The organism is Rhodanobacter sp. MP1X3 (genome assembly GCF_014207165.1).
Taxonomy (GTDB): domain Bacteria; phylum Pseudomonadota; class Gammaproteobacteria; order Xanthomonadales; family Rhodanobacteraceae; genus Rhodanobacter.
On record NZ_JACHCO010000007.1, the window covers coordinates 86,216 to 106,889 of the forward strand.

General features: G+C 60.1%; 19 protein-coding genes and 1 tRNA gene. 10 read left to right on the forward strand and 10 right to left on the reverse strand.

Annotated features, from left to right (window positions below; all coding sequences use genetic code 11):
* Nucleotides 1-3: 3 nt before the first annotated feature.
* Nucleotides 4-1,104: an IS1595 family transposase gene (locus HDE79_RS17505; RefSeq protein WP_184603840.1), complete on the forward strand. Its 1,101-nt coding sequence runs from the start codon at nt 4-6 to the stop codon at nt 1,102-1,104.
* A gap of 919 nt (nt 1,105-2,023) precedes the next feature.
* Here HDE79_RS17505 and HDE79_RS17510 read toward each other — a convergent pair.
* The 8 genes from HDE79_RS17510 to HDE79_RS17545 form a co-directional block, all read right to left on the reverse strand.
* Nucleotides 2,024-2,587 (reverse strand): GNAT family N-acetyltransferase, encoded by a 564-nt coding sequence (locus HDE79_RS17510; protein WP_184604117.1) that lies wholly within the window; start codon nt 2,585-2,587, stop codon nt 2,024-2,026.
* 13 nt (nt 2,588-2,600) lie between these two features.
* Nucleotides 2,601-3,203 (reverse strand): DUF1801 domain-containing protein, encoded by a 603-nt coding sequence (locus tag HDE79_RS17515; protein WP_184603842.1) that lies wholly within the window; start codon nt 3,201-3,203, stop codon nt 2,601-2,603.
* A 14-nt stretch (nt 3,204-3,217) separates the two neighbouring features.
* Nucleotides 3,218-3,706 carry a GNAT family N-acetyltransferase gene (locus tag HDE79_RS17520; RefSeq protein ID WP_184603843.1) on the reverse strand — a complete coding sequence of 163 codons (489 nt, stop codon included), beginning with the start codon at nt 3,704-3,706 and terminating at the stop codon, nt 3,218-3,220.
* A 30-nt stretch (nt 3,707-3,736) separates the two neighbouring features.
* The gene (locus HDE79_RS17525) at nt 3,737-4,636 is read right to left on the reverse strand and encodes a hydroxymethylglutaryl-CoA lyase (RefSeq protein WP_184603845.1); all 900 of its coding nucleotides are present in this window, start codon (nt 4,634-4,636) and stop codon (nt 3,737-3,739) included.
* Nucleotides 4,637-4,689: 53 nt separating this feature from the next.
* Nucleotides 4,690-6,678 carry a biotin carboxylase N-terminal domain-containing protein gene (locus HDE79_RS17530; protein ID WP_184603847.1) on the reverse strand — a complete coding sequence of 663 codons (1,989 nt, stop codon included), beginning with the start codon at nt 6,676-6,678 and terminating at the stop codon, nt 4,690-4,692.
* Between the two features lie 91 nt (nt 6,679-6,769).
* The gene (locus HDE79_RS17535; protein ID WP_221440227.1) at nt 6,770-7,291 is read right to left on the reverse strand and encodes a cupin domain-containing protein; all 522 of its coding nucleotides are present in this window, start codon (nt 7,289-7,291) and stop codon (nt 6,770-6,772) included.
* Between the two features lie 2 nt (nt 7,292-7,293).
* Entirely contained in the window at nt 7,294-7,680 is a 387-nt protein-coding gene (locus HDE79_RS17540; protein ID WP_184603848.1) for a VOC family protein, read from the reverse strand.
* 22 nt (nt 7,681-7,702) lie between these two features.
* Nucleotides 7,703-8,497 (reverse strand): enoyl-CoA hydratase/isomerase family protein, encoded by a 795-nt coding sequence (locus tag HDE79_RS17545; RefSeq protein WP_184603850.1) that lies wholly within the window; start codon nt 8,495-8,497, stop codon nt 7,703-7,705.
* A 130-nt stretch (nt 8,498-8,627) separates the two neighbouring features.
* On the opposite strand from HDE79_RS17545, the gene HDE79_RS17550 reads away from it, so the two are divergent.
* From HDE79_RS17550 to HDE79_RS17560, 3 genes are read left to right on the forward strand one after another with little or no spacing between them, the layout of a single operon-like run.
* A complete protein-coding gene (locus HDE79_RS17550) occupies nt 8,628-8,870 on the forward strand; it encodes a FeoA family protein (RefSeq protein ID WP_184603852.1) in 243 nt (80 codons plus the stop codon).
* Nucleotides 8,867-10,723 carry a ferrous iron transporter B gene (locus HDE79_RS17555; protein WP_184603854.1) on the forward strand — a complete coding sequence of 619 codons (1,857 nt, stop codon included), beginning with the start codon at nt 8,867-8,869 and terminating at the stop codon, nt 10,721-10,723. The genes HDE79_RS17550 and HDE79_RS17555 overlap by 4 nt, the downstream gene beginning before the upstream one ends.
* On the forward strand, nt 10,720-11,016 hold the full coding sequence (locus HDE79_RS17560) for a DUF6587 family protein (RefSeq protein WP_184603856.1): 297 nt from the start codon (nt 10,720-10,722) through the stop codon (nt 11,014-11,016). Before HDE79_RS17555 ends, HDE79_RS17560 begins: the two co-directional genes overlap by 4 nt.
* Before the next feature lie 119 nt (nt 11,017-11,135).
* Here the strand turns inward: HDE79_RS17560 and rpsT are convergent, their stop codons facing one another.
* Complete coding sequence (gene rpsT, locus HDE79_RS17565) at nt 11,136-11,399, reverse strand: 30S ribosomal protein S20 (protein WP_072760571.1); 264 nt, start codon at nt 11,397-11,399, stop codon at nt 11,136-11,138.
* Between the two features lie 255 nt (nt 11,400-11,654).
* Here rpsT and murJ point away from each other — a divergent pair, with 255 nt between their 5' ends.
* The 6 genes from murJ to HDE79_RS17595 all read left to right on the forward strand — a co-directional run bounded on the left by murJ (nt 11,655) and on the right by HDE79_RS17595 (nt 19,103).
* Nucleotides 11,655-13,262 carry a murein biosynthesis integral membrane protein MurJ gene (gene murJ / locus HDE79_RS17570; RefSeq protein ID WP_184603858.1) on the forward strand — a complete coding sequence of 536 codons (1,608 nt, stop codon included), beginning with the start codon at nt 11,655-11,657 and terminating at the stop codon, nt 13,260-13,262.
* A gap of 62 nt (nt 13,263-13,324) precedes the next feature.
* Nucleotides 13,325-14,278 carry a bifunctional riboflavin kinase/FAD synthetase gene (locus tag HDE79_RS17575; protein WP_184603860.1) on the forward strand — a complete coding sequence of 318 codons (954 nt, stop codon included), beginning with the start codon at nt 13,325-13,327 and terminating at the stop codon, nt 14,276-14,278.
* A gap of 111 nt (nt 14,279-14,389) precedes the next feature.
* The gene (ileS, locus tag HDE79_RS17580) at nt 14,390-17,230 is read left to right on the forward strand and encodes an isoleucine--tRNA ligase (protein ID WP_184603862.1); all 2,841 of its coding nucleotides are present in this window, start codon (nt 14,390-14,392) and stop codon (nt 17,228-17,230) included.
* A 64-nt stretch (nt 17,231-17,294) separates the two neighbouring features.
* Nucleotides 17,295-17,795: a signal peptidase II gene (lspA, locus tag HDE79_RS17585; protein ID WP_184603863.1), complete on the forward strand. Its 501-nt coding sequence runs from the start codon at nt 17,295-17,297 to the stop codon at nt 17,793-17,795.
* Between the two features lie 122 nt (nt 17,796-17,917).
* Complete coding sequence (ispH, locus tag HDE79_RS17590; RefSeq protein WP_184603866.1) at nt 17,918-18,880, forward strand: 4-hydroxy-3-methylbut-2-enyl diphosphate reductase; 963 nt, start codon at nt 17,918-17,920, stop codon at nt 18,878-18,880.
* A gap of 147 nt (nt 18,881-19,027) precedes the next feature.
* Nucleotides 19,028-19,103 (forward strand) — tRNA-Thr (locus HDE79_RS17595).
* A 310-nt stretch (nt 19,104-19,413) separates the two neighbouring features.
* Here HDE79_RS17595 and HDE79_RS17600 read toward each other — a convergent pair.
* Complete coding sequence (locus HDE79_RS17600) at nt 19,414-20,664, reverse strand: FtsX-like permease family protein (RefSeq protein ID WP_255488492.1); 1,251 nt, start codon at nt 20,662-20,664, stop codon at nt 19,414-19,416.
* Nucleotides 20,665-20,674: the final 10 nt, after the last annotated feature.

Below are 20,674 nucleotides of genomic sequence, written 5' to 3' on the forward strand. Positions count from 1 at the left end.
TGCGTGGCACAGCACTATTTACACTCCAAAGAATCAAGAAACGCAGCCCGATTCATACAATCGCTGAATGAGAGCGAGTCCGAATCGTGGCTGGCGCTACTGCGCTGGGGGAGCCATACGGAGCAAGGTTGCCGGATGTGCGGTTCTTTCCGAGCACACTATCGTCGCCGGCACAGGCGCACGTGGCATTGCGCGGAATGTGACCACGAATTCAGTGTAAAAAGCGGCACGGCGCTACATGGGACCAAGCTCACTTATCGTCTCATCGTTGAGTTGATTTTCGCGTTTGAAAACGGAGCGAAGGGGCAATCTTTATTAGAGATGTCGCGTCGAATCGGCGCCACACCCAAATCCATCCAAGTTTTTTTTGGAAAAATAAGAGAGTGGATGGTGCACGCCATGGATCTAACGCCTCTTCAAGGGATTGTGCATATCGATGGGGGCTACTTTTGCGGTAAGCCTCGGCCACCGCGTCAGAAGATCAAAATGCCTGCAGATGCATTGAAGGTTCGATTCGGTAAAAAGTCTCCCACCCATCCAGACAAACCTTGGATCGATGCAGGCATGACGCGGCGGAACTGGCTGAAGCGCGCGAACAAACGTGTGGTGGTCGCGCTCTGCGAATCCGCGGGTAACAGGGAAGGATCAAAGCGATCCATCGCGATGGTTTGTCCTGCGGAAGACACGGCTACCGCTTTGCAGCTTGTTCGGAGCTTTGTGAGTCCAGACGCTATTGTCATGACCGACGAGAGTGGTGCCTATGCAAGCATAGGAGCATTGGTAAAAGGACATTTCACGGTCCAGCATGCACGGGAATTCGCCACTGCAGAAGGTGTCTCCGATAACATGGCCGAGACTTTTTACAGTCGCATGCGACGAGCCGAGTATGGAACGACACATGGATACCGGCCCAAGTATCTGCAGGACATCGTCTGCGAGATGGTGTGGCGTGAAAACCATCGAAAAACAGATCAGTCGGAGCGGTTACGTCTATTGCTTACGGGAATGCTTCATGCGCCAAAATCACGGTGGTGGACGGGATACTGGCAAAGCAAGAACCGTGCAGGTGAGCTTGGCATGAACTATTTCATGAAAAAATCATAGGCGCATCTTCTGTTTTGTACGACTAGATTGCGGTCCCATGTAGCACCGCGGACCGCAATCTCCATTTGGCTGTCCAGCATCGTCAATCGGGGATATGTCGCTCGATCAGTCCACGATTGACCAGCGTTTTAGCCGTCGCTTTACGCGACACCGTACAGTCGTCTGGTCCAAATATTTAATGCTAGAAAAATGGCTTGTGATGCACGAGGCTATCCCGCTCGTTTATAGTCAAGTTTCGGTTTGGCGTAGTTTGCTCAAAATAAACCTAGTCATCATTCACGCAAGCAGTTGCTGCCCAACTTTTTTAGGACGGCAATTTTTCTGCATTGGCTCGTGCCCCCGCTAGACGCCATAGGCCATGTTCACCTGTTGCGCGGCTTTCCGCTGGGGTGGCGCTTTGCCGCTCTACGATCCCTTTTTTAGCCAGCTGATTAAGCCTACGTCGCACGGCCGCTAGTGCTAGGCGGGGGTCAATGTATTCAAAATCTTTAACGTGCACTCCGACGCGTGACGTCAGTTCGCGAGCCGTTAGCCAGCCGTTCTGCGCTCGAAGTATTTGGAGAATCATTCTGGTCATCTGACCATAAGGGAATAGCGGCTTGCGTCCGTGGGGAACTACAGGTGTGATGTCCGTGGGTTCCACCTGAATCTCGTGCTGCGGAAGTATCAGGTCAATCGCCGCTAAATCTCTTTGGACTAGGGGTACCTTAGCGTTGATGGCTTCTAGCCGAGCCAAATACTTCGCACGCTTAGACTCCAGATGCAAAAGCGTTCCCGATAAGTGGGAACGCTTTTTGATCAGCCATTTAAGTGACGAGGGTGTTCTCCACATGCCTCAAGCCTACCTAGCGCTCAGATATTTAGGCTTGGGGCGTGTGCTACCAAATGGCGGTCTGGCAGTACCGACCGCACGCGTGCATCAATAAAGCAGTGCGCGACCTTCCGTCGATGCCAGCAACTGCGGAAACGGGATGACTGGGCTGGGTGGTGTTTGCGCCACTTGCAGTTCCCTCTGCCATACGCCAACGTCCCACCATTGTCCGAGTTTGTAACCGCATTGGCGCCATACGCCGGCGGCAGTAAAACCCATCGCCTCGTGCATCGCCACGCTGGCCGTGCCGGGCAGGGTGATGGCACCGATAGCCTGGTTGATACCTTGCAGGCGCATTACGTCCAATAGCGCGGTGTACAGCCGGCGTGCGATGCCCCGGCGTTGCGCCTGGTGATGCACATAGATCGATGTTTCGGCGATCCAGTCATACGCCGCGCGATCGCGAAAACGTCCGGCATAGGCATACGCCAGCACCTCGCCATCTTCGTCCCAGACCAGCCAGGGATAGTGTTGCAATCGTGTGCTGATGCGTTCGCGCATCGTCGCCACACTGGGCAGCGCCGTCTCGAATGTGGTTGCGCTGTCAGTGACGGATGGTGCATAGATGGTGTGGATCGCGGCCGCATCGTCATTGTGGGCAGGGCGGATCATGCAATACAGGCCTTCAGCATTTTTCATATTTCCAGTTGCGTGATTTTCCCTCGGCCAACCATGCCAGCGCGGTGGCAACGCGCTTCATGCGAGTGATATCGGTTTTTGCTTCGTCAATCCAGTCGGTGTACTCGCGCTGCATGCTCGGACTGAAGGCCTGGTAGTGGGTGCGCGCGGTGATGTTTTTCTTTTTCGCGAATTCCGTAGCCAGTACGTCCGGTGATAGCGGCGGTGGTTTCGGTGCCGCCTTTGGCCTTCTCAGTTTTATGCCGGCCTCGTTCAGCGCCATCGCCTTGCGGATGAAATCGACAAACTGCTTTTTTTTGGGCAAGTTGGCCACAGACGTGAGCTTGCCGAACTGGCCCATCCCTTCTTCCGCGGTTTCACCGACGACCTGCCTGGACAGCCAGAAGCCGAATCCACAGTGCTGCTTGAAAGCCGCCATCATGCACAGTGGCGATTTTTTGTAACTGAAGAAGGGCATACCCCACTTGATGCCTTCTTCGACCTCGGGGCAGGTGGCATGTATCACAGTGCGAAGATGCTCAAGAATGGGCTGAGCGAATGGCGCCGCTTTGGCGATATAGGCGTCGATGCGCGGATCGTTATTGGCCATCCCCGTATTTCCCGTCAAAGTTCGAGAATAAAGAACCTGTCGCAACTGAAGTGACCGGTACCGCCCATCGGCGCGGATAACGGCCTGAAACCGCTGCGCAGGTAGAGCGCCTGCGCACCATCCATGCCGGTGAGCGTTTCCAGATAGCAGCGACGAAAGCCGCGCGCTCGCGCGGCGTCCAGGCACCGCTGCATCATGGCCGCACCTGCGCCGATGCCGCGGGCCTCAGGCAGAAAATACATCTTGCGCAGCTCGCACACATCCGGCTCACCGTTTTCCAGCGGTGCCACGCCGCCACCGCCCAGTACTTCACCGTCGCGTTCGATCACAAAATAGGCGCTGTGCGGTTGCGTGTAGGCCTCGTACAGGCGATCTACTTCGGCGTCGTGGATCGCAAAGCCCGGCCCGTCGGCACCGAACTCTGGCATGACCTTGCGGATGATGCTGGCCATCGCCGTGTTGTCGCTGGCGCTGATGGGGCGGATCAAAAACGGTGTGGACATGGAGACGATCTTTTGGGGTGAGTGGTGACTTCAGCTGGCCGTGCGTGCGCGTGTAACGCGGCTCGCGGTTTCCTTGCCGAGCTGACCGGCGAGCCATGCACCGGTGGCGATCAGCTGATCCAGGTCGACGCCGGTGGTCATGCCCATGCCGTGCAACATGTAGATGACATCCTCGCTGGCCACGTTGCCGGTAGCGCCCTTCGCATACGGGCAGCCGCCGGTGCCGGACACGGCGCTGTCGACTACGCGCACGCCTTCTTCCAGGCAGGCCAGGATGTTGGCCAGTGCCTGGCCGTAGGTGTCATGAAAATGCACGGCGAGGGCTTCCATCGGTACCTCCTGCGCCACCGCACGCAGCATCGCGCGTGCCTTGGCCGGTGTGCCCACGCCGATGGTGTCGCCCAGCGAAATTTCGCGGCAGCCCAATTGATATAAACGAACGGCCACACGTACCACTTCGCTCACCGGCACGTCACCCTCGTAAGGGCAACCGAGTACGGTGGAGATGTAGCCGCGCACGGTCACGTCATCGGCCTGTGCATGCTCGATCACAGGTACGAAGCGCGCCATCGATTCGTCGATCGAGGCATTGGTGTTCTTGCGGCTGAAGGTTTCCGAGGCGGCGGTGAAGATCGCCACCTCACGCACGTTGACCTCGCGGGCGCGCAGGTAACCCTGCTCGTTGGGCACCAGCACTGGATAGTTCACGCCTTCGACCTTGCGGATGGCGCTGAACACCTCTGCCGCATCGGCCAGCTGCGGTACCCACTTCGGGCTGACGAAGCTGGTCGCCTCGATCGTCTTCAGGCCGGTGGCGGAGAGCCGGTCGATCAGCTCGATCTTCACCGCAGCGGGCAACAGCGTTTTTTCGTTCTGCAAGCCATCGCGCGGGCCGACTTCGACAATGTGGACGTGGTTGGAGGAATTCATGCGTGGTCCGGGCAGGTCGTGATGGCGTGTGCAATTCAGGCTGACCAGTCGGGTCAGTCGGCGAAGCGCACCAGTACGGCATCGGCCTCGACGAACTCACCCTGGGTGGCGTTGATGCTTTCGATGATACCGGCGCGCGGGGCTTTCAAGGCGAGTTCCATCTTCATTGCCTCCATCACCAGCAGCTCGTCGCCTTGCTCGACGCTGTCGCCGGGTTTGGATTTCACCAGCACGATGCGGCCAGGCATCGGCGCGATGACCTGGTTGCCGCCGGCGGCATCTTTCGCTGCCCAGGCGAAGGCGATAGCCCGCGTAAAGCTGTAGCGCTGGCCGCTGGCGTCGTGCAGCAGCACACGATGCTTGTCGGTGCGCAGAAGCACGCGCAAGGATTCGCCATTGAAGCGGGCGCTAAGGCTGTCGTCGTGCAGGCGCGCACCGCGCACTTCGCAACTCGCATCGCCATGGCGCAGGAGGTAGTTGCCATCTTGGCCATGCGCTTCGATGTCGTAACGCTGGTCGCGCAAGGTCAACGCGATGACGCGCTTGCCGGCATGGCCGATGCGCCACGCATCGGCGCGTGCCCAGGGTGAATGCGGGTCGGCTGGTGAGGTGGCGACATCGGCTTCATCTTGTAGCAACGCGGCCGTAGCGGCGGCAAACAGTACCGTATCCGTTGGCGCGATATCGCCAACCAGAAATTCTTCCAGATGTCGATCCAGATAGCCGGTGTCGATCCTGCCTTCGACCACTACCGGGTGACGGGCCAGTCGTTCAAGAAAACCGATATTCGATTTCGGGCCGATGATTTCGCAAGCGGCCAGCGCTTCGCGCAAGCGCTGCAGTGCCTGCGTGCGATCGTTGTCGAATACGATCAGCTTGGCGATCATCGGGTCGTAGAAAATCGTGACCGTATCGCCTTCGATCACGCCGCCGTCGAGTCGTACGTGGGGTGACGGGGAGGGCAGGCGAAGCGTCTGCAGTTTGCCGGAGCCGGGCAGGAAATTCTGGTCAGGATCTTCCGCATACAGCCGTACTTCGATCGCGTGACCGTGGGCGTGAATCTGCTCCTGCCGCAGCGGCAGTGGATGGCCGGCGGCCACGCGCAGCTGCCATTCGACCAAGTCCAGCCCCAGCGTCATCTCGGTGACCGGATGCTCGACCTGCAGCCGGGTATTCATTTCCATGAAAAAGAATTCGCCGCTCGCCGCGACGATGAATTCGATGGTGCCGGCGCCGACATAGTCGACCGCCTTGGCCGCGGCAACCGCGGCTTCGCCCATCGCGGCGCGGCGGGTAGCGTCGAGGAAGGGTGAGGGCGTCTCTTCCAGCACTTTCTGATAGCGCCGCTGCGCCGAACACTCGCGTTCGTTGAGGTGTATGACGTTGCCGTGGGTGTCGCCGAACACCTGGAATTCGATATGCCGCGGATGCTCGACGTAGCGTTCAAGGATCACGCGTGTGTCGCCGAACGCGCTGGCCGCTTCGCGCTGCGCTGAGGCTAGCGCGTCGGCAAATTCCTTTTCGTTGCGCACGATGCGCATGCCCTTGCCACCGCCGCCGGAAGCGGCTTTGATCATGAGCGGGAAGCCGGTGGCGCGTGCCTGCTCGGCGAGATAGGCGTTCTCCTGGTTGTCGCCGTGATAGCCGGGTACCAGCGGTACGGCGTGGTTTTCCATCAGCGCCTTGGCAGCGGCCTTGGAGCCCATCGCGTCGATGCTTTCCGGTTTCGGGCCGATGAACACGATGCCCGCCTCACTGCAGGCGCGGGCGAAACCGGTGTTCTCTGAGAGAAAGCCGTAGCCGGGATGGATCGCCTGCGCGCCGGATTTTTTCGCTACCTCGAGAATCGTATCGCCGCGCAAATAGGAGTCGGCCGGGCGCGGTCCGCCGATCGGCCACGCCTCGTCGGCCAGGCGCACGTGCTGCGCGTCGGCATCCGCCTCGGAATACACCGCGATGGTGTGGATGCCAAGGCGCTGGCAGGTGCGGATCACACGACAGGCGATCTCGCCGCGATTGGCAATCAGTACGCGCTCGAACATGCGGAATCCTTTGGGTTGTGCGCGGTCTTGCAAAGCCGGTTAACTTATCAGATGAACGGGCTGCAGCCGATGCGCGGCGCAGCATCGGGAGCTATTCACCCTCCCAGTAGTCGACCGTCGAGTCATATCGACCAACGATGCGAAACGATCGCTGCGTTTCATCCTGCGCAGGTTCAATGACTTGATACTTGCCGGAATCCGGGTACTCGCAGATATCCGTCTCGCCATTGCTGGATACCGCCAGAAAGCGCATCTCCACGTCGCCGGTATTGATGATCTGATGCGCGGTTTCCTGGCCGCCAGGTGGGCAGGCGATGATGTCGCCGCTGCGTATCGGATGGCGCTCGTTACCCAGCCGAAGCTCCCCGCTGCCTTCCAGGATGAAAAACATTTCCTCTTGCGAGCGGTGATTATGGAATGGACAAGCCAGTTTGCCCGGTGCAATGACGGTGAGGTTGTAGCCCAGCTTGCGTGCGCCGATGCGACGGGCAATCTCGCCCCAGCGCAGGTCGTAGTTTGCTGCCAGCGGGGCCGGCGGCATCTGCTCGGGAGTCGCCGTCTGCAAGGTGACGTCGGCGATGTTGAGGATGTTTCCGATGCCTGGTATTGCCATGCTCAAGCCTCCGGTGCGCGGCAGACCGCCTCGATGTTGTAGCCATCAGGGTCCAGCACAAAGGCGCCGTAATAGTCGGGGTGATAGTGCGGTCGCAGTCCGGGTGCGCCGTTGTCACGGCCGCCAGCGGCCAGGGCGGCGCGGTGAAATGCATCGACTTCGGCACGGCTGCTGGCGACGAACGCGACGTGGATCGATGAAGACGGCAAGCCTTCGCCGATCCAGAACGATGGCTTGCCGTTTGCACCGAAACCGATCGCTGCGTGGTCGCCGGTCTGTTCGGCGCTGACTTCAAGTTCGATGTTGTAGCCAAGCGACACCAGCGCATCCAGGTAGAACGTGCGACTGCGTGCAAGATCAGAAACCGGGATACCTAGATGGTCGAACATGGATGGCCTGCGTTCGTGAAAATCAGGGGGAAGGGGACCAGCGTGGTCCGCGCTTGTCGAGAAATGCGCCAAGGCCATGCTGACCTTCTTCGGATATGCGCAGGCGCGCTATCAGCTCGGCGTTGGCGGTATCGATGCGCTCGGCCTGCGCCGGATCGATACCGCCGACGCGCAGTGCGAGTGCCTTTGCCTCGCGCTGCGCATGCGGGCCGGCCTTGGCCAGCAGGTACAACTGGCGTTCGATCATCTCATCCAGCTCCGCCGAGGGTACGGCAGCGTGCAGCAATCCAATGCGCGCGGCAGTAGTAGCGTCGAATACTTCGCCGGTGATGAACAGCCGCCGCGCCTCGCGCAGGCCGATCGCCGCGATGACATAAGGTGAGATCACTGCGGGCACCAAGCCCAGCTTTACTTCCGACAACGCGAACTTGGCGGTGTCGACGCCGACCGCGATATCGCAGCAGGCGACCAGCCCCACGCCGCCGCCGTAGGCTGCGCCATTGACCCGAGCGACCGTGGGCTTTGACAGAAACTGCAGCGTACGCATCAGACGCGCCAGGCGCAGCGAGTCGTTGCGGTTCTCCTGTTCGCTGGCGCTGGCCATGCCACGCATCCAGTTCAGATCGGCGCCGGCCGAGAAGCAGCTGCCGTTGCCGGTAAGCACGACGGTACGCACGGCAGGGTCGTCGTCAGCCTGTTCGAGCAAACCGGTGAGCGCGGCGATCAGGGTGTCGTCGAACGCGTTGTGCACCTGCGGGCGATTCAAGGTCAGCCACGCGGTGGTGCCGCGGCGTTCGCACGATACAGAATCGGTCATCGGAGAATCAGTCATCAGTGCCCCCGCAAAGACCGTCATCATAAACGCTGGCCATCGCGGCGTTGCCGGCATGCTGCAGCAAAGCGCACAAAGGATTACAATGCGAACAATTCTTATTTGAGAAGTGCCCGTGCGTCTGTCCGATCTGCCCAAAGGTAAGCTCGCTGTGGTCGATCGCGTTGACGATGCTCACGCGGCGGACCCGATTGCGCAACGTTTGCGCGATCTGGGCTTCGTGGATGGTGAGCCCGTGCGGGTGGTGGCGATCGGGCCGCTCGGCGCCGACCCATTGCTGATCCAGATCGGCTCGACCCGTTTCGCCCTGCGTCGCACCGAAGCCGCTCGTGTGACCGTGCGTCAGGAAGCAGCATGAGCGCCGCAGCCTTGCGCATTGCCTTGGTCGGCAACCCCAACTGCGGCAAGACGGCGCTGTTCAACCAGCTGACGGGTGGCCGGCAGAAGGTTGCCAACTATGCCGGCGTTACCATCGAGCGCAAGGAAGGTCGATTCACCACGCCGTCGGGTCGGGTGCTGCAAATACTCGATCTGCCGGGCACGTACAGCTTCGACGCCAACAGCCCCGATGAGCAGATCACCCGCGACGTGCTGGAAGGCAATTATCCCGGCGAAGCAGCGCCCGATCTGATCGTCTGCGTAGCCGATGCCACCAACTTGCGCCTGCATTTGCGCTTCGTGCTGGAGGTGAAACGTCTCGGCCGTCCGGTGGTGCTCGCTCTGAACATGATGGATGCGGCGCGTCGGCGCGACATCGTCATTGACGTGCCGGAGTTGCAGCGCCGGCTGGGTATTCCGGTGGTGGAAACGATCGCGGTGAAGCGCGGTGGCGCCGCCGCGCTGGTCGAGCGCGTCGATGGCGAAATGCCGGTTGCCGCATCGGCGGCGGCTGGCGATGCATCCAGCCGTGCTGATCTGCATAGTGTCGATTTGCATCGGCAGGTGCGCGACATGCTTGCCGCCACGGTAACGATGCCACGCCAGACGGCAGTGACGGATGACGCGCTCGATCGCTGGGCACTGCATCCAGTGTTTGGTCTGCTGATACTCGGCATCGTGATGTTTCTGGTGTTTCAAGCCGTCTATGCAGCCGGCAAGCCGATGACCGATTTGATTGGCGATGGTTTCGGCTGGCTGGGCGACCACGCTGCCGCCAGCCTTCCGGTCGGACCGATCAAGAGCCTGGTCGTCGACGGCTTGTTCGGCGGCCTTGGTACGGTGATCGGTTTTCTGCCGGAAATCCTGGTGCTGTTCTTCTTCATCCTGCTGCTGGAAGAGTCCGGCTATCTGCCACGTGCAGCCTTTCTGCTCGATCGCATGATGATGTCGGTGGGACTGACCGGACGCTCGTTCATTCCATTGCTGTCGAGCTTCGCTTGCGCCATCCCCGGCATCATGGGTACGCGCAGCATCCAGGACCCGCGTGATCGCCTGGCCACGATTCTGGTCGCGCCGTTGATGACCTGTTCCGCGCGTTTGCCGGTGTACGCGCTGTTGATTGGCGCGTTCATTCCCATGCATCACGTGTTCGGCATCTTCAACCTGCAGGGGCTGGTGCTGTTTGCGCTGTACGCGGCCGGTATTCTCGGCGCGATGGCGGTGGGCTGGGTGATCAAGCGCATCCATCGCGACAAGAGCGAGCATGCGCTACTGATGGAGCTGCCGTCGTACCGCATGCCAAAGCCGCGCGATATCGCCATCGGCCTGTGGGAGCGCTGCTCGATCTTCCTGAAGCGCCTGACCGGCGTGATCCTGGCGCTGACCATCATCATGTGGGCTATCTCCACCTTCCCGTCGCCACCGACAGGTGCGACCGGCCCGGCCATCGATTACAGCATCGCCGGCTATATGGGTCATTACCTGCAATACATTTTTGCGCCGCTGGGGTTCAACTGGCAGATCAGCCTGTCGCTCATTCCAGCCTTTGCGGCGCGTGAGACGGCAGTAGCCGCGCTGGCGACGGTATATGCGGTGGGTGGCGATTCCAATACGGTTGGACTGGCGCACGCGCTGGCGGCCAATTTTTCCGTGGCCAGCGCGCTGTCGCTGATGGTGTGGTTTGCCTTTGCGCCGCAGTGCATGTCGACACTGGCGGTGATCCGTCGCGAAACCAATTCCTGGCGTAACGTGGTGATCTCTTTCAGCTACATGTTCGTCGTGGCTTACATAGCGTCGTTGCTGACTTATCAGATCGCGAGGCTTTTCGCATGAGCCTGTTACTGCAGTATGTGGTGATCGGGCTGGTCGTGCTGACCAGCGTGCTGGCAGTATTTCGCAAGCTGGCGCCGCAGGTCAGCAACCGTTGGCTGGCGGCGGCATCGATCAGTTTTAGTCGGTCCGAGCGGGCCGGTTGGCTGCGTGCGCTGGGGCAGCGGCTACAGCCGAAACAGGCCACCGGCGATTGCAGCGATGGTTGCAGCACATGCGGCGCTTGCGGCACGAAACCCCCAGCCGCCGCCAAAACAGAAGCGATGCCGCTGGAATTTCGGCCGCGGGCCAAGTAGGCACGTGCTGATGTGGCTGGAAGGTATCAACGAAAAAGCCGGCTTTCGCCGGCGTTCGATGCTTATATAGGAAAAGCCGGCTCTCGCCGGCTTTTCAGCAACACGAGTCACGAAGTGGCTTACGCCAGTTCGCGGATCTTCGCGTTGAGGCGGCTCTTGTGGCGAGCGGCTTTGTTCTTGTGGATCAAACCGCGGGCGGCGTAACGATCCATCACTGGCTGGGCGACGGTGAAGGCGGCGATAGCGCCTGCCTTGTCCTTGGCCTCGATGGCCTTGACGACCTTCTTCAGGGCGGTGCGGACCATGGAACGTGCGCTGATGTTGCGCAGACGGCGCTGCTCGGACTGGCGCGCGCGCTTCTTAGCGGACTTGATGTTGGCCAAGGTAGAACTCCGGAATCGGTGTAGAGGTGTGGAAAAAGACGCCAATTATGCGGTTGATTTGCCGGTGCGTCAATCATTTAGCGGTGTGATTGTCAGCCGGCGACCGACCTGTTTACGTCGCAACGTTCCCTGACGCCTGCATTTTGCCACATTCGGGCTGTCATAAGGCCTGCAGCGGCTGTCAGACTATGCGCCTTGTGCCCCGCCGAAGCCGGGCATCCAACCCTCCAGACAGCACAAGGTTCCGGCAGACGCATGAAGTCTCCCAACATGTTACGAGGGCTGCTTTCGTTCAGCAGCATGACCATGATTTCGCGTGTGTTCGGGCTGTTGCGGGACGTATCGATGAGCCATGTGTTCGGTGCCAATGCCGCCACCGACGCATTTGTCATTGCATTTCGCATCCCCAATTTCATGCGGCGGCTGTTCGCCGAGGGATCGTTCTCCACCGCGTTCGTACCGGTGTTTACCGAGGTCAAGGAAACCGGCACGCATGCGGACCTGAAGCAACTGATGGCGCGCGTATCCGGCACGCTGGGTGGCGTTGTGCTGGTCATTACGGCATTAGGACTGATCTTTGCACCGCAGGTCGCCGGGACGTTTGCGCCAGGCTCGCTTGATCAGCCGCACAAGTTTGACCTCACCACCGATCTGGTGCGGCTCACATTTCCCTTCATCTTCTTTGTCTCGTTGACTGCGCTGGCTGCGGGCGCGCTGAACAGCTTTCACCGGTTTGCGATGCCGGCACTGGCGCCAGTCATTCTCAACGTGTGCATGATCGTTGGCGCGGTGTGGCTGGCGCCGCGACTGCATACGCCGATCATGGCCATGGGCTGGGCGGTACTGGTGGCGGGTGTTCTTCAGCTGATGTTTCTGTTGCCGGAGGTTCGCAAGCTGGACCTGCTGAGCCTGCCACGCTGGGGCTGGCGCGACCCTGGCGTGCGCCGGATCATGCGGCTGATGGTGCCGACGCTGTTCGGCTCGTCGGTGGCACAACTCAACCTGTTGCTGGATACGGCGGTCATCTCGCTGCTGATGGTCGGTTCACAGACCTGGTTATGGCAGTCGACCCGCTTCCTGGAGTTGCCGCTGGGCGTGTTCGGTGCGGCGCTGGGCACGGTGATTTTGCCGGCGCTGTCGCGTCATCACGTAGGCACGGACACCGCCGGCTTTTCGAAGGCGCTGGATTGGGGTTTGCGTCTTACACTGTTGATCGCCGTGCCGGCCACCTTTGCGCTGGTGCTGTTGGCTGGGCCGCTGGTGGCTACGCTGTTCGAGAATGGTCACTACACCGCTTTCGATGCGCATATGTCGACACTGTCGATCATTGCTCTCAGTTGCGGTTTGCCGGCGTTCGCACTGGTCAAGGTGGTGCTGCCGGCGTTTTACGCGAGGCAGGATACCCGTACGCCGGTGCGCGCCGGTGTGGCTGCGTTGGTTGCCAACATGGTGTTCAACGGGATTTTCATTGTGCTTTTGTACCAGCTCTGGGCCACTCCGGAACTCAAGCAGGGGAGTTTTCTGGACGGTATCGCCAAGGTTGCTGGCCTGCATGTGGCCTTGGCGATCGCCAGCACGCTGTCGAGCTATCTCAATTTCGTCCTGCTATGGCGCTGGCTGAAACGGGCGGGCGTCTATCAACGCCAACCGGGCTGGTCGAAGCAGTGGTTACGGCTGGCAGTGTCGTGCGCTGCGATGGTGGTGGCGCTGTTACTCGGCCGCCTGCTGTGGCCGGACTGGACGCACGTGTCGATATTCACCCGTGTGTGGCATCTGTGCGTGCTGGTACTGGTCGGTGCGCTGGCTTATGTGGCAGCTCTATTTGCCAGCGGCTTCCGCATGCGTGAATTGCGTGGCGTATAGCGGCACCCGGCGGGTTACCTGAAACCGTCGAGACGCGGCCGTGCAGCCGTTATACTCAGGCGATGATGAAACTTTCCAGGAATGTGGCGGGGCCTTGTCTGGCGCCGAACGGCAGCGTGATCGCGATAGGTGCCTTCGATGGCATCCACCGCGGACATCAGGCGCTGCTGTTGCAGGTGCGTGAGCGGGCAAAAGCGCTTGGCTGCCAGCCGATCGTGGTGAGCTTCGAACCGTTGCCGCGCGCGTATTTTTCCAGTGAGCCACTGGCACGCTTGTCGAGTGTGCGCGAAAAACTCCGCGGCTTTGCCGCTGCCGGCATGTCCGATACGTTGTTGCTGCGATTCAACGCGGCGCTGGCGGCGATGTCGGCTGAAGATTTCGTGCGGCGTGTGATTGTGGGTCGTCTGGACGCGCGTGAGGTCTGGGTCGGCAATGATTTTCGCTTTGGCCACAAGCGCGAAGGCGATGTGGAGCTATTGACGAAGCTTGGCGAGTCACTGGGTTTTTCCGCATGCATGATGCCGGCGGTCCAACTCGATGGTGCGAGGGTCTCGGCCAGCCGTGTGCGCATGCTGCTCGCGGCGGGTGAATTTGCCGGTGCCGAACCGCTGCTCGGTCGGCCGTTCGTGATCGACGGCAAGGTGGAATACGGCAACCAGCTGGGACGGACGTTGGGTTATCCCACAGCGAATATCCATCTGCAGCAACGCGTGAGTCCCGTGCACGGCATCTTTGCGGTACGCGTCGGGCTGAACGAGGGCGAGTGCAGTTGGCCAGGCGTGGCCAGCCTGGGCGTCCGACCGACAGTCAATCAGGTCAGCGAGCCGCTGCTGGAAGTCCATCTGTTCGACTTCGATGGCGATCTTTACGGACAGCGCATGTCGGTGGAATTTGTCGGCAAGCTGCGCGACGAGCAGAAATTCGACGGGCTCGATCCGCTGAAGGCACAGATGGATCGCGATGCCCGCATGGCGCGTGAGCTGCTGGGCATGAACCCGCGGCTGGTCGAAGCTTGATTTTTCAGGATCGGATCGATAGTTCCTGGTGAGCGTCTCGACCGATCAACTTTTTGAATTCCTTGTCTGCCCTTGTGCAGACAACCATGTTTCAGCGACGGCAACCACGTAATGACCCACGACTACAAAAGCACCATCAACCTGCCGCAGACCGATTTCCCGATGCGCGGCGACCTGCCCAAGCGTGAGCCGGGCTGGCTGGCCGAGTGGGAGAAGGTCGATCGCTATGCGCAGATTCAAAAGGTGACTGCCGGTCGCCCGATGTTCGTGCTGCACGATGGTCCGCCGTATGCCAACGGCGTGATCCATCTCGGCCATGCGATCAACAAGATCCTCAAGGACATCGTGGTCAAGTCCAAGCTTCTGGCCGGCTTTCATGCACCGTATGTGCCGGGCTGGGATTGTCACGGCATGCCGATTGAAATCCAGATCGAGAAGCAGTTCGGCAAGGGCTTGCCGCCGGCCGAAGTGCAGGCCAAGGCGCGTGCTTACGCCACGGTGCAGATCGACAAGCAGAAGGCCGACTTCAAGCGGCTGGGCGTGCTCGGCGAATGGGACCGTCCGTACCTTACGATGGATCACGGCAACGAGGCTGGCGAAATCCGCGCCCTGGCGCAGATGCTGCGCAAGGGCTACATCTATCGCGGCCTGAAACCGGTGAACTGGTGCTTTGATTGCGGCTCGGCGCTGGCCGAGGCCGAGGTGGAGTACGAGGACAAGACCGACATCGCCATCGACGTGGGCTTCGCGTTTGACGATCCGGCCGCTGTAGCCAAGGCATTCGGGCTCGATGCCTTGCCGAAGCCGACCGGTCAGATCGTGATCTGGACCACCACGCCATGGACTATCCCGTCCAATCAGGCGCTGAACCTGCATCCGGAATTCAGCTACAGCCTGGTCGATACGTCGCGCGGTTTGCTGATCCTCGCCACCGAGCGCGTGGAAGAGTGCCTGAAGACTTATGGTTTGGACGGCCAAATCATTGCATCGGTACCGGGTCAGGCGTTGGGTGAGCTGCGGTTCCGTCATCCGTTGTACGCGGTCGATCCGGGCTACGCGCGCACCGCACCGGTCTACTTCGCCGATTACGTGACGCTGGATACCGGTACCGGCGTGGTGCATTCGGCGCCGGCGTATGGCGTGGAAGATTTCATTTCCTGCAAGGCGCACGGCATGGCGGATGACGACATCATCAGCCCGGTGATGGGCAATGGTGTCTACGCTTCGTCGCTGCCGCTGTTCGGCGGCCAGTTCCTGTGGAAGGCCAATCCGCATATCGTCGAGGTGCTGGAGCAGGCTGGCTCGCTGCTGCATCACCACAAGTACACGCACAGCTATATGCACTGCTGGCGGCACAAGACGCCGATCATCTATCGCGCCACCTCGCAGTGGTTTGCCGGCATGGATATCGTGCCGAACGATGGCGGCAAGACGCTGCGTGAAACCGCGCTGGCTGGCATCGAGCAGACCCAGTTCTTTCCCGCGTGGGGTAAGCAGCGTCTGCAGAAGATGATCGCCGAACGCCCCGACTGGACGCTGTCGCGCCAGCGTCAGTGGGGCGTGCCGATGGCGTTTTTCCTGCACAAGGAAACCGGTGCTCTGCATCCGCGCAGCGCCGACCTGCTGGATCAGGTCGCCGATCGGGTCGCGGAGGGTGGCATCGAGGTATGGCAGAACCTCGACCCGCGCGAGCTGCTGGGCGACGAGGCCGAGCACTACGAAAAAAATCGCGACACGCTGGACGTGTGGTTCGACTCCGGCACGACGCACTGGCACGTGCTGCGCGGTTCGCATGCCGACGTACTGCGCTTTCCGGCTGACCTGTATCTGGAAGGCTCGGACCAGCATCGTGGCTGGTTCCACTCATCGCTGCTTACCGCGTCGATGCTCGACGGCCAGCCGCCGTACAAGCAACTGCTGACGCACGGCTTCAGCGTGGATGCGAACGGCCGCAAGATGTCCAAGTCGCTGGGCAACGGCATCGAGCCGCAGGACATCATGAACCGCATGGGCGCGGATATTCTGCGTCTATGGGTATCGTCCACCGATTACCGCAACGAGATGTCGTTGTCGGAGGAGATCCTCAAGCGCGTCGCCGACACCTATCGCCGCATTCGCAACACGGCACGTTTCCTACTCGGCAATCTGGACGGTTTCGATCCGGAAAAGCATCTGCTGCCGGTGGAAGAGAGCCTGCTGCTGGACCAGTGGGCTGTACAGCAAGCCTACGATGTACAGCAGGGCGTCGTGGCGGCGTATGAGCGTTACGACTTCCCCGAGATCGTGCAGCGCGTGCAGAATTTCTGCACCAACGAACTCGGTGCGCTGTATCTGGACATCACCAAGGATCGGCTCTACACGATGCCGACTGACAGCCACGGCCGGCGCAGCGCACAGAGCGCGATGTACCGTATCGCCGAGGCGCTGGTGCGCTGGCTGGCGCCGGTGCTCAGCTTCACCGCCGAGGAGATCTGGCGCGAGCTGCCGGGTGAGCATGGCGACAGCGTGCTGTTCGAAACCTGGTACGAGGGCTTGGTGACAACTAAATTAAATTGGTGGGGAGATCTACTGGCTATTCGCGAAACTGCGTCACGCGTACTGGAAGTCATGCGTAAGGACGGTCAGATCGGCGCAGCGTTGGAAGCAAAGCTTGTCGTTTATGCGAATGAACAGTTTCGCGAAAAATACGCGGAAATGTTGAAGGAACTGCGCTTTTTCTTCATCACTTCTGACTTCCGATTTGACGCACTTGATGCCCGCCCGGTCGATGCGGTGAGGGTAGAACTCGACGGCTCAGAAGTTTGGGTATCCGCCACGGTGAGCGACGCCGCCAAATGCGTACGCTGCTGGCATCGCCGCGAGGATGTCGGAAGCCACGCCGAGCATCCGGAACTGTGCAGTCGTTGCATCAGCAATATTCAGGGGCCAGGCGAGGACCGCCGCTGGTTCTGATGAACCTGTTTTCTTCCTCTGACCACTTTCATGTGTTCTGTTTACGCCAAACGAGATCAATTCCTTGAGCAACAAACCCAACGCACTCGTCTGGTTGTTATTGTCCGTGGCCGTCATCGTGCTCGATCAGCTCAGCAAGCTGTGGGCAGTGCGAGCGCTGCAGCCGATAGGTTTGCCACATCCGGTGATTCCCGGCTTTCTGAACTGGACGCTGGCCTTCAATACCGGCGCGGCCTTCAGTTTTCTGGCTGACGGGGCAGGCTGGCAGCGCTGGTTCTTTGTGCTGCTGGCACTGATCATCAGCGTCGTGCTGGCGGTGTGGCTTGCGCGCACGCCGCGGCGTGACTGGCGTACCGCCATGCCGTTGGGCCTGATCGTAGGCGGTGCGTTGGGCAATCTGATTGATCGCCTGCATGCCGCGCAGGTCACCGATTTCATCCAGGTGTATTTCCATCAGTGGAGCTACCCGGTGTTCAATGTCGCCGACTGCGGCATTACGGTCGGTGCGGTGATGCTGGTGGCGTTCGGGCTGTTTGCCGGAAAGTCAGCGGGTGGCGTGCGATAATTCGCCCAGCTAGGTATTCCGACACAAGTCGGAGTGCTGTTTCAAATCAAATGCCTATCAAACTACCGAGCGCGGCCTTCACCAAAGTAACGGTTTGAGCTGAGCTCCCGCCGAGGTCTGTTTTGGACATTCTGCTCGCCAATCCCCGTGGATTCTGTGCCGGCGTCGATCGCGCCATCGCCATCGTCGAACGCGCGCTGGAGTCGTGGGGTGCGCCCATCTACGTGCGGCACGAGGTGGTGCACAACCGTTACGTGGTCGAGAAGCTGCGTAACGATGGTGCCGTGTTCGTCGAGGAGCTGCATGAGGTGCCGGACGGCGCTACCGTGATCTTCAGCGCCCACGGCGTGTCGCAGGCGGTGCGCGAAGAGGCTGATCGACGGCACCTGAAAGTGTTCGATGCCACTTGTCCGCTGGTGACCAAGGTACATATGGAAGTGGCTCGACTGGGGCGAATCGGCCGTAGTGTGGTGCTGGTCGGTCATGCCGGCCATCCCGAAGTGGAAGGTACGATGGGTCAGTGGAACCCTGACAACGTCGGGGAAATTTTGCTGGTCGAATCGATCGATAGCGTTGCCGCGCTGACACCTACTTTTCCGCATCAGCTGTCTTACGTTACCCAGACTACGCTGTCGGTGGACGACACGAAGGCCATCATTGCCGGGTTGCGTGAAAAATTTCCGGACATCGAAGGGCCACGCAAGGACGATATCTGCTACGCCACGCAGAATCGCCAGGATGCCGTGCGCCGCCTCGCCGATTCGGTCGACCTGATGCTGGTCGTCGGCTCGGTCAACAGCTCCAATTCCAACCGCCTGCGAGAGTTGGCCGAAAAGCAGGGCGTGCGTTCCTTCCTGATCGATGGTGCCGAAAATATCGATCGCAGCTGGCTCGATGGCGTCAAACGCATCGGCCTCACCGCCGGCGCCTCAGCGCCGGAGAAGCTCGTACGTGACGTGATCGGTCGACTGCAGTCGTGGGGCGCGGGCGAGGTTCGCGAACTCGATGGCGAGCCGGAAAACATCACCTTCGCCTTGCCTAAGGAACTGCGCGTGGTCGGCGGCAGCTCAACGGCGAGCCTTTGATTCAAGCCGTTTTTGATGATGCGAGAGCGCTGTGTTCGTAGCGATTTCCAAGGGTTTGGTTCGCGATGGAGAAGCCATGGTGCGAGCGCCAGATCTTTTCTGTGGCTTGCGCCATCAGACCCCACACCGTAGAATTTGCGGCTGTTCGCCGGAATAGCTCAGTTGGTAGAGCGGCGCATTCGTAATGCGTAGGTCGTAGGTTCGATTCCTATTTCCGGCACCAGTTTTAGTCTTAATTGATTGTTTTTCAAGGTTATTTAACTATAACCTGAACTCAAATACCCCCAGCGTTACCCCGTTCGAATTTGCCGCTGACGATGGTCGAACAAAGAGGACTCTGCTTTGCAGGGTCTTTTTTTGCCTTGAGGGTAGGGCTGGCGAGTATTTCCCCCAAGTCATTCACGCGCCTACGAAGCGGGGCGTTGGGCATGCGGATAAATCCAGAGTCAAGCGAGAGATCCCATCCGCTATCGACCGGATAAAATTGCAGTCAAAAGCAGACACGTCCAAATCAGGGCAATCACTATCGCCGTTCACTCTGTGCGAATCGCGACCACAGGGGGCACCTTGGCGGCATATCGTGCCGGTCCCCATACGGCCAGTTGACCGAGTAGCCACAACAGCAGCGCACCCAGTAGTGGCACGTATAGCGGCATGCGTGGCAATTCGTAGACACGCATCAGGCCGAGATTCGCAAAGAACGCAAGCAACGCTCCGAGTACGATGCCGCCGCTGACGATCAATAAATTTTCGGTATGGAAGTAGCCAAGGATATCGCCCGTTGTTGCACCGAGCGAACGGCGGATGCCGATCTGTCTGCGTCGCTGGCTGACCCAGAAACTGCTCAACCCCACGATGCCACCCGCGGTAGCCAGCAGTAGCAATCCACTGAGGATGCTCATCAGCACCGCCACGCTATGGTCGTCTGCATAAGAGTGCGCACGTACCAGAGCCATGGTGGTGACGCCTGTGTTCGGATCGATGATGCGTGTACTGCCACGCTGCTGCAGCGCTTTCAGCGTTGCCGCGATCACCGGTGTCATGGCGGTGGAGTCGGTCCGCACCAGATACGAGACACCCTCTGGATCGAGATAGTGCGTCGGGACCAGCACGGTAAATCCGTCCATGGATTTCGAATTTCTGAGCGGCCCCTGCAGACTGGCGAGGATACCGATGATCGCGGCAGGTCCATCCGGCAGATAAACCGTCTTGCCCAGGCCCGAACCATCGGGAAACAGCTTGTCGGCAAGAGCGCGGGTGACGATGACGCCTGGGGGAGACATCTTGTCGTCGGGGCTGATGGCGGTGATTTCATCAGGGCGAAAATTGCGCCCTGCCACGAGTGATATGCCCAGCGTATTGATGGTGTGCTCGTCAGAAGCGAAGAACGTGGCCAGTTGCGCGCGTGTCTTCTGATCGGGCTTCAGCTTCAGGTGCACAATGATATTGGCGTTGTATCCACCCAACGGAATACCCTGGCTGGAGAATGCGTCGCGCACTCCTGCGACATGATGCAGGGCATCCAGGTCGGCACGAATATTCGCATCGATCTGGCCCTCTGTCTGGCCCATCTTCCACCCGTTGCGGATAACGAAGAGATGGGCTTCGTCCGTGCTGGTAGGGCGAGATAGATGGACGATGCGCGTTGCCACGATAAACAGTGCGTTGGATGCCACGGCCAGCGTCAGCGCCACCTGCAGGACGATGAGCAGGGTGGCCACCTTATGTCGACCCAGAGCAGCCACGATCGGGCGCAGCTGCATGAATGTTCTGGTTAGTGCCATGAAGGAAGCC